Genomic DNA, 12,945 nt, shown 5'->3' with positions numbered 1-12,945 from the left:
ACTACTCCTGGCCGATATCGGACAGCCGGAATGATTCAGCACACGAAGTTGCTGCCTTCAGAGCAAGCAAGAGCTTGGGTCAGTCACGCCTAGTCCTCTCCCAGCCATTTACGGCGTCGGCACCGTCTCGTCCGGGCAGCTGACCTCGTCCTCCTGCGTATATAAAGTCATCGGCACGCGCTGGCCGTCGACTTCCAGCTCGCGCACTTTCGGCGGCACCAGCTGGAATTCGCCCGCCTGCAGCTTCTCGCGCAGGGGTTTGCAGCGCAAGGCATCGGTGGGGATTTGTCCGCGCGCGGTCCAGCTGCCGTCTTCCTTTTCAGCCAGCAAGACCGACGAGGCGCGCGGGTCATTGCTGATCAGCAGCACGTCCTGCTTGCCATCGCCGTCGAAATCGAGCAGATAGGCGTCGCACTGCTGCCCTGCCCGCTTCAAGCAGGCGGGCAGGCGCCAGGCGGGACCCACCTGCGTCCAGTCCTGGCGCAAGAAACTGTCCGGCAACTTCGCCGTGGCCGGGCGCAGGGTCAGGTTGATCGACACGTCGCTCAGCGCGCCCGTCTCGTCGAGGCGATTCTGGCGCTTGAGCATGGCGTCGGCGCGGGCCCGCACGACGGCCGCGTCCGGACCCGTCGTACGTATCTTGAGTTCCTGCAAGGCCGCCTGGCCGTAGCGGGCGCCCTGGAAGCGCAGGTATTCGAAATCGAACTTGTCCACGCCTATCTTGCCGCTGTTCAGGCGCGCCATCTGGCTGGCCACGGAAATGCGCGCCGGGTCCGCCAGCGGCGAGAACAGGGCGAACAGCACCAGCAAGGTAACAAAGGCGGTGGCCACGTTGACGTTGGCGATCAGGTGCAGCCAGTCGCCATACTTGCTGGCCGCCCAGGCATAGCCGGCGGCGTAGCAGGTGGCGATCAAGAGGCAGGCGGCAGCGATCAGGCGGTCGGAGGTCCAGCCATGCGACATCACGCGCAGGGTCAGCGCATAGATGGCGATGCCCACCACCCACGGCAACAACAGACAGGCCAGGCGCGTGCCCAGGCGAATGCCGCGCGCCACGCCATGGCCCACTTCACCATTCTGGAAGGCCGCATTGATCAGCACCACCAGCACGCCAGCCATGCCCAGCAGCACGGACGCCGCATGGCGCGTGGCCCACAGGCGCTCGAAGCCGATGAAGGGCAAGGTCAGCAGGAAGCCCGAGACGAGCACGGCGGCGATCGGCATCAGCCACGACAGCAGCACCAGCAGCAAGGTGCGGATGCCGCGCACGATGGAGGGGCGCACATCCGTGATGTGGATGGCGAACGAAAACGCGAAGCAGATAACGGGAATCACGAACCAGGCCTGGCCCAGCAGTTTTTTCAGGAAACTCAACTTGATGAGCAGGAACAGTTGCCCGCCCAGCCACAGCACCAGCCACAGGCCCAGCACGAACAGCAGGGAAAACAGCAACTGGATGCCCAGCTTCCAGGCGATTTCAAAATAGGTCGGGTAGCGGGCGATGCGCTGGCCATCCTGGGCGCTGGCCAGCACCAGCGCATGGGCGATATAAAAACCCACGACGCAAAAACCGAACAGCTGGGCGGAAATGACGCGCAGGGGCGCGCCCGGCTTGTAGTTGCCCCAGATCACATGCTCGGCGCCGCGCGCCACATCATGCCAGGCCAGCACGGCCATCACGACGGCCGCACCCGCCATCCACAGGCCGATGCGCTTGACCGACATGTGGCCCAGGCTGGAGACCAGCAGGATGGGCAGCAGCAAACTGATCAGCATCAATGGCCCCAGCAGGTAGGCTTCCGTAGCGGGCCACGACTTGTCTTGCGCCGTGCTGTACAACCAGTACAGCAGCAAGCCTTGCAGCAGGCCCGTCACCAGGCGCGTCACCGCGATGCGCGGCGCCACCACCGGATCGAGCAACGCCATGTTTTTTCCAGCGGCATCCTGCTGCATAGTCATTCCTTTAATAGTCGTTTATTGCTGTAAAGCACGGCCATTATTGCATTTCGTTATATTCATCTCAACAGCGATTCGTGCGCGCGCCCTGCCCGCCGCCTTCGCTGCGGCGATATGGCAGGCTTTGCACGAGACCCCAGGCCAGTTCCGGCACGAAGAACAGCCACAGCAGGGGCTGGCCCGTCTCCAGCAGCGCCCACGCCATCCAGGTGGAAAACAGATAGCGGGCCGCCGCGTCATAGCGGCCGAAGCGCGGCTGCGGGTCGAGCATGCGCAGCACGGACCAGACCATCACCACGCTGCCGAACAAGCTGCTGATGAGCAGATGAAACGGTCCGAAGGCGGGCAGCGGCAGGCCGCCCAGGCTCACGTTAAGGGCGCTCAAGTGCTCGCGCAGCAGCAAAAACGTCCACGGAGTGACAAACGGGGCCGTCATGAGCACATCATAAATGGCGCTGGCGCGCACCACGCGGCGGAAAGCAGAAACGGACAACATGGGAACTCCTGTCGATAGAAAGCGCCCATGATCGAGCTTGGAGTACACTCCATGGTCAAGCATTTTATGAAAGAAAAATCACCATGCAGATCGGCGAGATGGCGCAGGCGACGGGCTTGAGCCGCGATACTCTGCGCTTTTATGAAAAGCGGGGCTTGCTGCGCGCTCGGCGCGGCGCGAACGGCTACCGCGACTACCCGCCCGAGGCGGCCGACTGGCTGCGCTACCTGCGCACGGCGCAGCAGCTGGGCTTTACCCTGGCGGAAATCGAGGCCGACATGCCGCTGCTGGCGGCCGCCGGCGATCCCGCCACGGCGGAACTGCTGCGCGCGGCGCTGGCGCGCAAGCTGGGCGAAATCGATGCGCGCATCGCGGGATTGACGCAGTTGCGCGGCGAACTGGTGCTGCGTATGGGGCCGGTAGCGGCCGCGTGTCCGTTGCGCGGAGATGCCGATGCAAGTCGGTAAGCTCACTACACTGCTGCCGTGGCTGTTCCTGCTGGCCACCGGCGGCGCGCAGGCCACGGAGCTGGCCTGCGGCGACTTCCTGTCCCAGCTGGGCAAGAAGCCCGCGTATCTCGTCTACGAGGGTTGCCGGCAAAACAGGGAGCGCCAGGACCAGCCGTTCGAAGCCCGCTACCACGTGGACGGCAAGCATGCCCTGCAGGCGGAAGCGTATCTGCGGCGCACGTATGGCTTGCCCAAGCTCAAGCGCTATTGCTGCGCCTGGGACAGCACGCCCCACTCCTGGCGCGACCGCCGCACGGGCTACGGCTATGTGTTGCTCATGGCCACGGGCGAAACCTTGGTCAGGACGCGTGACGCCTGGCCGCGGATCGAGCGCTTTACGGTGCAGGTGGACGGCTACGCGCAAGACCCTTGACGTAAAAAAACCGCCTGTGCATGGCAGCAGGCGGTTTGATCTCGGACAAAATCAGGCTTACTTGGCGGCCTTGCGGCGGCGCAGGAAACCCATCAGGCCCAGGCCAGCCAGCAGCATGGCGTAGGTTTCCGGTTCCGGCACGGCGGCCATCACGGACACATTGTCGATCACGGCGCCCGAGTAATTGTCGAATGGCGTGCCTGCCTTGGCGGCACTGGCAAACGACAGGGTCGCCAGGCCAGTGGAAGCTGCAGTGAAACTCAGGGTGTGGCTGTACAAGGTGTTCGACACGGCAGCGGTCGAGTAGAAATTACCGGCCGCGCCACCGAAATTGACGCTCACGCCCTGGCCTGCGGGGCCGCCGGAATTGCGCGCCATGTCAAAGCTCAGATTGTAAGTCTGGCCGGCAACGACATTGAAATTTTGCGACAGGAAACCAGGACCAGGCGTGCCCAGCATATCGATGCTGTAGCCATCGATGGCGTTATACGCATTGCGGATCAGGTCGACGGAGCTGGCGCCCACGGTCCAACCCGTGATGGCCGAAGAGCCGCTGTTGACGACTTTAAAACCGCTGTCGAAGGTGTAGCCGGAAGCGACCGTGTCAAAATTGCCGTTTGTAATCAGGTTGACTGGGCTGGCGCTGGCGCTGCCTGCGGCAAACAGGGCGACAACTGCTGCGATGGTGGCGATTTTCATGATCTGACTTCCTTGCTTTATTGATATTAAAGTTTCCTTAAGTGAAATCATATCTCAGCCATGATAAAAATCAAAGAACTTTGCAGAAATATATTGAATGTAGACAATTTGCAACGTTTCAGGCGCACTACGCCGTCAATCGAGTTCTTGCCTCGCCACCAGGATGCCGTCCGCATCGGCATAGATCCAGTCGCCCGGATGCACGGCCACGCCACTGAGCTGCACCCGCACGTCGCGCTGGCCAGCGCCCGTCTTGTTGCTCTTGCGCGGATGCGTGGCCAAGGCGCGCACACCGATCTGGCACACATTGATTTCCTCGCTGTCGCGGATGCAGCCATCGACGACGATGCCGGCCCAGCCATTGCTTTCGGCCAGCACGCCCAGCTGGCCGCCCACCAGCGCGCGGCGCAGGCTGCCGCCGCCATCGATCACCAGCACGTGGCCCTGGCCCGGCGTTTCCAGCGTGCTGCGCACGAGGGCATTGTCCTCGAACACTTGCAAGGTGGTGGCGGGCCCGCTGAAACGCACGCGCTGGCCGAAAGCGCGGTACACGGGCGGCAGCACGGCCAGGGTGCCGTCGTCGAGCATGGCCGCATAGTCGTCGCACAGGTCGGTGGTGGCAAAGGTCATGGGGATTCCTTTCGTGGCAGATGGCAACGATTCTATGCCTTTTGCAGCGCCGCGGCACGTGTTTTGCCGCCCACCCCCACGGCCGTGGCAATCGCCAGCGCCTGGAACAGGCCGATGAACACGAACAACAGGGCCGGATGGTCGCCATCCATCAGCGCGCCAAAGAACAGGGGGCCGACGGCCAGGCCGCTGTCGAGGCCCGAATATACGACGCCATACACGCGCCCCGTGGCATTCTTCGGCGCCGCCGCGCGTATCATCAGGTCGCGCGATGGCCCCGCCACACCGGACGTCAAGCCGATGGCGCCCATCAGCACCACCGCGCCCCAGGCCGGCACGACGGCCATGGACAGCAGCACGGCCAGCAGCGCGGCGGCGGAAAAGGCGATCGCCACGTTGCGGTCCGGCTGCTTGCTGCGCGCACCCACCACGCCGCCGGCCAGCATGCCCACGGCCGAGGCCAGCATATAGGCCGTGTAGGCGCTGGTGGCCAGCGCCAGGCTCATGCCGTACAGCTTGACGAGGGCCACGCTGGCAAAGCTCTGGATGCCGCCCAGGGCGATGGCGGTAATGAAGAAGAAGGCAAAGCACATCCACACGGCGGGCAAGCGCAAGAAGTCCAGCGTGCCCTCGCCGCTGGCGGCCTGGCCCGGCGCGGCCTTCCTGAGCGGCTCGGGACGGATGGCGTGGCGGTTCAGGAACAGGATCAGCAACACGCCGAACGGCAGCACGGCCGCGCATTGCAGCGCGATACGCCAGTCATAATGGGTGGCAACGTACGTCATGAACAGCGGTGCCAGGGCCCAGCCGATATTGCCGCTGATGCCATGCACGGAAAAGCCGTAGGCCACGCGGGCCGCCGAGACGCGCTGGTTGAGGATGGTGTAATCGGCCGGATGGAACACGCTGTTGCCCATGCCGGCCAGCATGGCGCCCAGCATCAGCGCCGCATAGCTGTGCGCGGTGGACAGGGCCAGCGCCGACACGCCCAGCAAGAAAATACCGGAAAACAACACGGCGCGGGCACCGAAGCGGTCAACGACAAAGCCGGCCAGCGCCTGCCCCACGCCCGAGATGATGAAAAACACCGTCATCAGCAGGCCCAGCTCCGCATACGACAGGTCGAAGGCTGGCTTCAGCCAGACGAACAGGGCCGCGAGAATCAGATGGTAGAAGTGCGACACGCCATGCGCCAGCCCCACCAGGGCGATGACGCGCGCATCGCTGCGCAAGGTAGGAAGTTCGGATGCCGAGTGAGTTGTTATCATGTCATACCCTGTCTTATACTGGTGAAGCTCAAGTGTATGCAAAATACCATCGCCTGTTTTCCGACAGGACGACATAATTTATCGAATTAAGGCCAAGCTGATGGGTGTACCTATCCTCCACCATACCCGCATGTGTCCGCCACGGGAAGCGCCCAGCGCGACCATCCCCGTGACCATGGTCGCGCGCGACCTGCAACCCGATGAATTTCTTTCGCCGCACAGCCATCCCTGGGGCCAGGTCACGATGGCGCTCGAAGGCGTGCTGCGCATCACCGCCAATAACAGCAGCTGGGTGCTGCCGCCCATGCGCGCCATTTGGATCGCGCCCAACGTGGAGCATGCCGTCACGATACTGGAAAAAACCCGCTTGCGCCCCCTGTGCATCCATGCCGCGCGCGCGCCATTCGCGGGCAGCGACTGCAAGGTGCTGGAAGTGTCGAGCCTGCTGCGCCAGCTGATCATGGCGCTGGAGCAATTGGACCCAGGACAGGAACCGGCGCGCGAGGCGCTGCTGGCCGAACTGATCCTCGATGAATTGAAACGCTCGGCCACGCGCCCCATCCGCGTCCCCTTGCCCAGCGACAAGCGCCTGAAGACCCTGTGCGACAGTCTGATCGAGAAACCGGGTTTGAACCAGACCCTGGAGCACTGGGCGCAACTGGTCGGCGCCTCGGAGCGTACCCTGGCGCGGCTGTTTGAACGGGAGCTGGGCATGAGTTTCGGCCAGTGGCGCCAGCAAGTGCGCCTGGCGCACGCGGCGCCACTGATCGCACGCGGCGTGCCGCTGTCGCAGGTGGCCGAAGAGCTGGGTTATGCCAGCCAGTCGGCCTTTTCCGCCATGTTCAAGAAGACTTTCGGCAGTTCGCCGTCAGCCTTCTTTGCCCAGGGCGAACGCTCTTAAGCCATGAAGTCGAATAAAGAGTTCTTGCCGGTATAACCCGGCAAGGCCGAGTTCGTTCCCATCTGTTCCTGGGCCGAATAGGCTTTGATCAGTGCCTGCGCCTGGGCCGTCAGCGCCTTGGCCAGCACGGCTTTCTTGTTGTTCAGGGTGGTGATGTCCTTGCCCACCGTCTGCACTTCCTTGCGGATGATGCTCGTTTCACCCGTCAGTTCGCCGATCTTGCTGGAGAACTGGTCCGCCACGCCCTTGCCGTTATTCGTAAACAACTTGCTGACGGCGTCCGGATCAGCCGCAATGGCGGCCTTGAGTTTTTTGTCGTCCAGCACCAGCTCACCGCTTTTGCCCAGGGTCACGCCAGCGCTGCCCAGTACGGACGATGGCACGCCCGTGCTGGCCGTGCGCAACACTTGCTCCATCTGCGAACGCACCTGGCCCAGGGCCGTATCGGACTTCAAATCGCCCTGCTGCAGGCTTTGCAGCTTGCTGTTGAGTTCATTGTAGGCCGTGACGAAGCTGGCCACGTTGGTCGCGATCTGGCTGCTGTCCTTGGCGATGACGAGGTCGGTCACACCCTTTTTCTTCAGTTCGATGGTGGCGCCCTCGACAGCCGTCGTCAAGGTATTCGTGGCGCTCTTGATGTCCTTGCCGTCGACGGTCAGCAGCGCATCCTGCGCGGCAGCCGTTTGCTGCATGCCCTTGCCGGCGCCGGGCGCATAGCTGAGCAGATTGCTGACGGCCGCATCGCCGGACACACTGATGCGCATGCTGCTGTCGGCGCCGCTCTTGCCGTTCAGCGCCAGCGAATAGCCATCGGGGCCTTTGACCACGCTGGCGTCGATGCCCTGCTGCTTGAGCGCGGCGGCGATGCCGTCGAGGCTATTGTTGCTGCTGTCTATCGTCAGCGAAATGATCTTGCCGCTGCCGGCCGTGAATTGCTTGCCGTCGGCCGTGCCCACTTCGATCTTGACCAGCGCGGGCGCCCCAGTGCCGATCGGCGCGCTCGAGGATTTCTGCGCGCCGCTCTGCAGGGTCTGCCCCTGCGCCAGCTGCTTGACGTTCAGCTCATGGCTGCCGCTGGCGGCCTTGTCGGTGGTGGTGGCGCTCAGCACATCCTTGGCGCTGGACGTGGCCGACGTGGCCAGGCCGCTGCCGGCCATGTTCTTGGCCACGGTCTGGAATTTCGCCAGCGCCGATTGCAGCTGGCCCAGGCCGGAGAATTTGGCCTGGTCGCGCGCCAGGCTGGCGTTGAGCTTGACGACGCCTGTGTTCTGCGACTGCATCTGGCGCTCCACCTTCGCATACACATCGGCCGAGATATTGCCCTGCGTCGTTTGCTGCGTATTGTTGGTGTAAGCCCTGCTGTTGATGGTCGAATTAAACATGGTAGGCGTTCCCGTCGGGTGTAAGGTCATGACACACGGTTCAGGTCCTGACCGTGCTGCGCAAGAAACGGACGGCAGGCGCGCGTGGCGCGGCGGCGTCCCTCTTCTGATTGATAATTATGCAGTATTACCGGAATATCAAAACAGCGAACAGAACAAGTTTTTCCTGACTGCAAACCTATATGCACCATTCTAGCGCATTTCACTTGCCGCTTATCTCGGGCATGCCTCAGCGCATGAATTTCGAAATGGCGCTGCTGACAGCCATGTCCAGTTGCAGGAAAGTGAGTCCCACCTTGAAACCGGCACTGCTGAAAATGCAGTGTGAGACGGACACGCGCGCCTCGATGATGTGCGCCGCGCCATCGTAAAACAGCTCGAACAGCACCTTGCCCTGCTTGCCTGTCGGCACCGGCTCAGCGATGACGGCCGCCATTCCGCCCGGCCCTACATCAAGGGTGCGTGCCGCCACAGGGCCCGCACCATCCATTACCAACATTGCCTTGGCACGCAATATCTTGCGTGCGCCCTGCCTTTGCTCTACTGACACTGTATTCCGCTTCTCTATTAATTCATTGTCGACGCGGATTCATGAGGAGAATCCATCGGACAAATATTATAGTTCCAAACGGAAATTTTGTTTGACTTGTCTCAAGCTTGGCATTTAAACCATACCAACTATTACTCCAGGTCACGGAGCTTATTGAATGCCTCGTCGATGCGCTCGACGCCGATGACCTTGAGGCCCTCGATGACCTGTTTCGGTAAATTGGATTTGGGCACCACGGCCAGGGTAAAGCCCAGCTTGGCCGCTTCGCGCAAGCGTTCCTGGCCCCGTGGCGCGGGGCGGATTTCGCCGGCCAGCCCCACTTCGCCAAACACGACCAATCCCCGCGGCAAGGGCTTGTTGCGCATCGACGAGTTAATCGCCAGCAACACGGCCAGGTCGGCCGCCGGTTCCGTGATCTTCACGCCGCCCACCGCGTTGATGAACACATCCTGGTCGAAGGCCGCGATGCCCGCGTGGCGGTGCGCGACGGCAAGCAGCATGGCCAGGCGGTTTTGCTCCAGGCCGACGGACAACCGGCGCGCATTGGGCAAGTGGCTCGTATCGACGAGGGCCTGGATTTCCACCAGCAAAGGGCGCGTGCCTTCCTGCGTCACCATCACGCAGGAACCGGGCACCTGGTTGTCGTGCTGCGACAGGAACAGGGCCGATGGATTCGACACCCCCTTCAAGCCCTTTTCCGTCATGGCGAATACGCCCAATTCGTTGACGGCGCCGAAACGGTTCTTGATGGCGCGCACGAGGCGGAAGCTGGAATGGGCGTCGCCCTCGAAATACAGCACCGTATCGACAATGTGCTCGAGTACGCGGGGACCGGCCAGCGCGCCCTCTTTCGTCACGTGGCCCACCAGAATGATGGTCACGCCCGTCTGCTTGGCCGCGCGCGTGAGCTGGGCCGCGCATTCGCGCACTTGCGCCACGGAACCGGGCGCCGAACTGAGCGCGTCCGAATACACGGTCTGGATCGAGTCGATGACCACCACTTCCGGTTTCAGATCGTTCAAGGTGGACAGGATCTTTTCCAGCTGGATCTCGGCCTGCAATTTGAGTTCCTTGGCGTCGATGACGAGGCGCTTGGCGCGCAGGGCGATCTGCGCGCCCGATTCCTCGCCACTGACGTACAGCACGCGCTTGTGGTGCGACATGTTCGCCAGCGCCTGCAGCAGCAGGGTCGACTTGCCGATGCCGGGGTCGCCGCCGATCAGTACGACGCCGCCAGCCACCATGCCGCCGCCCAGCACGCGGTCGAATTCCTCGATGCCCGTGCCGAAGCGGGGCACGTCGATGGCGTCGATATCGTCGAGCGACAGCACGGGCGCCGTCTGCGCCAGCGACATGTGCTGCGGATTCGAATAGCGGTTGTTGCCGCCCGTCTCGGGCAGCGTTTCCACCATGGTGTTCCACTGGTTGCACGAGGTGCATTGCCCCATCCATTTATTACTGATGGCGCCGCAATCGCTGCAGGTGTAGATGGTCTTGACTTTTGCCATGGTGTACTTTGCCCGGGTAAGGTGAAACTGCTGTTTATATATACAGTATATACAAACAAGGCTGCGAGGTCACGCCTCGATCACCGGAACACGGGGCGCCAGTGCGCACATCAGCTCATAGCCGATGGTGCCGGCGGCCAGGGCCACCTCGTCGATCGGCATGCCCTGGCCCCACAGGGTGACGGCGCTGCCGACTTTTGCGCCCAGCACGTGCGTCAGATCGACCATCAGCATGTCCATCGACACCCTGCCGATGAGGCCTGTGCGCACGCCGTCGACGAGCACGGGCGTGCCTTCGGGCGCGTGGCGCGGATAGCCGTCCGCATAGCCGCAGGCCACTACGCCTACCTTGATATTGCCGGCCGCTTCGTAGCGGCTGCCGTAGCCTACCACTTCGCCAGCGGCGATATCCTGGATGCCGATGATGATGCTGCGCAAGGTCATGGTAGGCAGCAAGCCGAACGCTTGCGCGGACGTCCCGCCGGGAGCGCCGCTGGGCGTGCCGCCATACAGCATGATGCCGGGGCGCACCCAGTCGCTGTCGAGCTGGTGCATCAGCACGCCGGCAGAATTGCACAGGCTGCGCGGCAAGGCAGCGCCAATGCTCGCCGCGCCCGCCTCAAAACGCAGCATCTGCTGTTCCAGGGGCAAACGCGTGGGCGCCGCCTCGTCCGCATTGGCGAAATGCGTCATCAGGGTGATCGTGCCGACGTGCGGCATGGCGCGCAAGCGCGCATAGGCACCCGCCACGGCTTGCGGCGTGAAACCCAGGCGGTTCATGCCCGTGTTCATCTTCAGGTGCACGTCGATGGCGTGCGGCAAGCGCGCCGCTGCCAGCATGTCGATCTGCTCTTCGCAATGCACGCTGCCGTTCAAGCCATATTGCGCCATGACAGGCAAATCGCTGGCGTCGAAAAAACCTTCCAGCAACAAGATGGGCTTGGTCCAGCCCATCTCGCGCAAGCGCACGGCATAATCGACCTCGACCAGCGCCAGGCCATCGGCCTCGGCAAAGCCCCGCATGGCCCGCTCCAGGCCGTGGCCGTAGGCATTCGCCTTGACGACGGCCCACACGTTGGCGCCGCGGGCGCCGGCACGGGCGCGCGCCAGATTGTGTTGCATGGCATCGAGATGGATGGTGGCGATGAGGGGCCTGGGCATAAGCGTGACACACGGCAAGTGGGAAAGCCGTATTTTACCGGATGGGCCGTACGAGGACATGGCAGGCACCGCAGGTCGTGCGCATCGGACATCATTTATAAAATGCTCACATGTATGTGTATTTTTCTACGGCAGAAAAATTAAGCCGACCTTAGGCAAGCGGATGCAAAGCAGCCCCTTCCAAACTTGGGGTTTGCCGTTTTTTCGTGGTATAAAGCAAGCCAGATATGATTTCAGGCAATCCAGAATGAATCGTGGTTTTTATACCATCATGGCGGCGCAGTTCTTTTCCTCGCTGGCAGATAACGCCCTCTTTTTTGTCGCCGTCGATTTATTGGTGTCCATGAAATCCCCGGCGTGGATCACGCCGCTGCTTAAACTGTCGTTCGTGCTGTTTTACGTGCTGTTGGCCGCTTTTGTCGGCGCCTTCGCGGATGCATTGCCGAAAGGCAAGGTCATGTTCATCGCCAACATGGTCAAGATCTTCGGCTGCGCCCTCGTCTTTTTCCATGTACATCCACTGCTGGCCTACGCCGTCGTCGGTTTTGGCGCGGCCGTGTACTCGCCCGCCAAGTACGGCATCCTGACGGAACTGCTGCCGCCGGAAAAGCTGGTGGCGGCGAATGGCTGGATCGAAGGCTTGACCGTCACCTCCATCATCCTCGGCACCGTCATGGGCGGCGCACTCGTCAGCGGTCACGTGTCCGACATGCTGCTGTCCATCGACATTCCCCTGATCGATACGGGCATCACCAGCAAGACGGAAGCGGCCTTGTGCGTGGTAGTGGGCATTTATGCACTGGCGACGCTGGCCAACCTGAAGATTCCAGATACGGGCTGCGTGTATCCGCACCAGGAACGCAATCCTATCAAACTGATTACCGATTTTGCCAATTGCTATTCCATCCTGTGGAAAGACAAGCTGGGCCAGATCACCCTGGCCGTGACAACCCTGTTCTGGGGCGCTGGCGCCACCTTGCAGCTGATCGTGCTGGAATGGGCCAAGCAATCGCTGAACATGCCGTTCGACAAGGCAACCAGCCTGGTGGGCGTGGTCGCCATCGGCGTGGCCGCCGGCGCCGTGCTGTCGGCCCGCTTCATTCCGCTGCGCAAATCGCTGACCGTCATTCCGCTCGGTATCGCCATGGGCGTGATCGTCATGATGATGACGCAAGTACATTCCGTGTGGATCGCCTACCCGCTGCTGATACTGATCGGCGCCCTGTCCGGCTTCTTCGTCGTGCCAATGAATGCACTGCTGCAACACCGCGGCCACGTGCTGATGAGCGCAGGCCATTCCATCGCCGTCCAGAACTTCAACGAAAACCTGTCGATTCTCACCATGCTGGCCGTGTATTCGATCATGATCCGTTTGCACCTGCCGCTGAACATCATCATCACCCTGTTCGGCCTGTTCGTCGCCGGCACCATGTACATGATCATGCGCAAGCACAAGCTGAACCAGGCTGAGCATGACAATCTTTCCTTGATTGGCGAGCAGAAACACTAATT

Annotated in this window: 13 protein-coding genes; 4 read left to right on the top strand and 9 right to left on the bottom strand. The window is 62.2% G+C overall.

The annotated features are described in order from the left end of the window. Window positions 1–108 precede the first annotated feature (108 nt). Window positions 109–1,926: a DUF4153 domain-containing protein gene (locus GYK42_RS14160; protein WP_166448025.1), complete on the bottom strand. Its 1,818-nt coding sequence runs from the start codon at window positions 1,924–1,926 to the stop codon at window positions 109–111. A 94-nt stretch (window positions 1,927–2,020) separates the two neighbouring features. Next, window positions 2,021–2,452, bottom strand: coding sequence for a hypothetical protein (locus GYK42_RS14155; RefSeq protein ID WP_166448024.1), 432 nt, complete (start codon window positions 2,450–2,452; stop codon window positions 2,021–2,023). A gap of 83 nt (window positions 2,453–2,535) precedes the next feature. Between GYK42_RS14155 and GYK42_RS14150 the strand changes: the two genes are divergently transcribed. Together GYK42_RS14150 and GYK42_RS14145 are read left to right on the top strand one after the other, a co-directional pair. Continuing rightward, the gene (locus GYK42_RS14150; protein WP_166448023.1) at window positions 2,536–2,919 is read left to right on the top strand and encodes a MerR family transcriptional regulator; all 384 of its coding nucleotides are present in this window, start codon (window positions 2,536–2,538) and stop codon (window positions 2,917–2,919) included. After that, window positions 2,906–3,334 carry a DUF4952 domain-containing protein gene (locus GYK42_RS14145; protein ID WP_166448022.1) on the top strand — a complete coding sequence of 143 codons (429 nt, stop codon included), beginning with the start codon at window positions 2,906–2,908 and terminating at the stop codon, window positions 3,332–3,334. The genes GYK42_RS14150 and GYK42_RS14145 overlap by 14 nt, the downstream gene beginning before the upstream one ends. Before the next feature lie 57 nt (window positions 3,335–3,391). Here GYK42_RS14145 and GYK42_RS14140 read toward each other — a convergent pair whose 3' ends face one another. From GYK42_RS14140 to GYK42_RS14130, 3 genes are all read right to left on the bottom strand, one after another. Further along, on the bottom strand, window positions 3,392–4,033 hold the full coding sequence (locus tag GYK42_RS14140) for a choice-of-anchor C family PEP-CTERM protein (RefSeq protein WP_240943593.1): 642 nt from the start codon (window positions 4,031–4,033) through the stop codon (window positions 3,392–3,394). A gap of 135 nt (window positions 4,034–4,168) precedes the next feature. Then, complete coding sequence (gene rraA / locus GYK42_RS14135) at window positions 4,169–4,663, bottom strand: ribonuclease E activity regulator RraA (protein ID WP_070223974.1); 495 nt, start codon at window positions 4,661–4,663, stop codon at window positions 4,169–4,171. Window positions 4,664–4,695: 32 nt separating this feature from the next. After that, window positions 4,696–5,931 (bottom strand): MFS transporter, encoded by a 1,236-nt coding sequence (locus GYK42_RS14130; RefSeq protein WP_166448020.1) that lies wholly within the window; start codon window positions 5,929–5,931, stop codon window positions 4,696–4,698. Window positions 5,932–6,031: 100 nt separating this feature from the next. On the opposite strand from GYK42_RS14130, the gene GYK42_RS14125 reads away from it, so the two are divergent. Further along, window positions 6,032–6,832 (top strand): AraC family transcriptional regulator, encoded by an 801-nt coding sequence (locus tag GYK42_RS14125; RefSeq protein WP_166448019.1) that lies wholly within the window; start codon window positions 6,032–6,034, stop codon window positions 6,830–6,832. Here GYK42_RS14125 and fliD read toward each other — a convergent pair. The 4 genes from fliD to alr form a co-directional block, all read right to left on the bottom strand. After that, window positions 6,829–8,214, bottom strand: coding sequence for a flagellar filament capping protein FliD (gene fliD, locus GYK42_RS14120; protein WP_166448018.1), 1,386 nt, complete (start codon window positions 8,212–8,214; stop codon window positions 6,829–6,831). The genes GYK42_RS14125 and fliD overlap by 4 nt on opposite strands. A 229-nt stretch (window positions 8,215–8,443) precedes the next feature. Next, complete coding sequence (locus GYK42_RS14115) at window positions 8,444–8,764, bottom strand: PilZ domain-containing protein (protein ID WP_280141164.1); 321 nt, start codon at window positions 8,762–8,764, stop codon at window positions 8,444–8,446. A gap of 131 nt (window positions 8,765–8,895) precedes the next feature. Next, window positions 8,896–10,272 carry a DNA repair protein RadA gene (gene radA, locus GYK42_RS14110; RefSeq protein ID WP_046683923.1) on the bottom strand — a complete coding sequence of 459 codons (1,377 nt, stop codon included), beginning with the start codon at window positions 10,270–10,272 and terminating at the stop codon, window positions 8,896–8,898. A 69-nt stretch (window positions 10,273–10,341) separates the two neighbouring features. Further along, window positions 10,342–11,433 carry an alanine racemase gene (alr, locus tag GYK42_RS14105; RefSeq protein WP_166448017.1) on the bottom strand — a complete coding sequence of 364 codons (1,092 nt, stop codon included), beginning with the start codon at window positions 11,431–11,433 and terminating at the stop codon, window positions 10,342–10,344. Between the two features lie 247 nt (window positions 11,434–11,680). On the opposite strand from alr, the gene lplT reads away from it, so the two are divergent. Next, window positions 11,681–12,943, top strand: coding sequence for a lysophospholipid transporter LplT (gene lplT / locus GYK42_RS14100; protein ID WP_046683921.1), 1,263 nt, complete (start codon window positions 11,681–11,683; stop codon window positions 12,941–12,943). Window positions 12,944–12,945 lie beyond the last annotated feature (2 nt).

It is taken from the genome of Janthinobacterium lividum, from assembly GCF_011601275.1.
Taxonomy (GTDB): Bacteria; Pseudomonadota; Gammaproteobacteria; order Burkholderiales; family Burkholderiaceae_D; genus Janthinobacterium; species Janthinobacterium lividum_E.
Note: the sequence above shows the minus strand (reverse complement) of the source record. Positions and strands in the feature narration are given on the sequence as shown.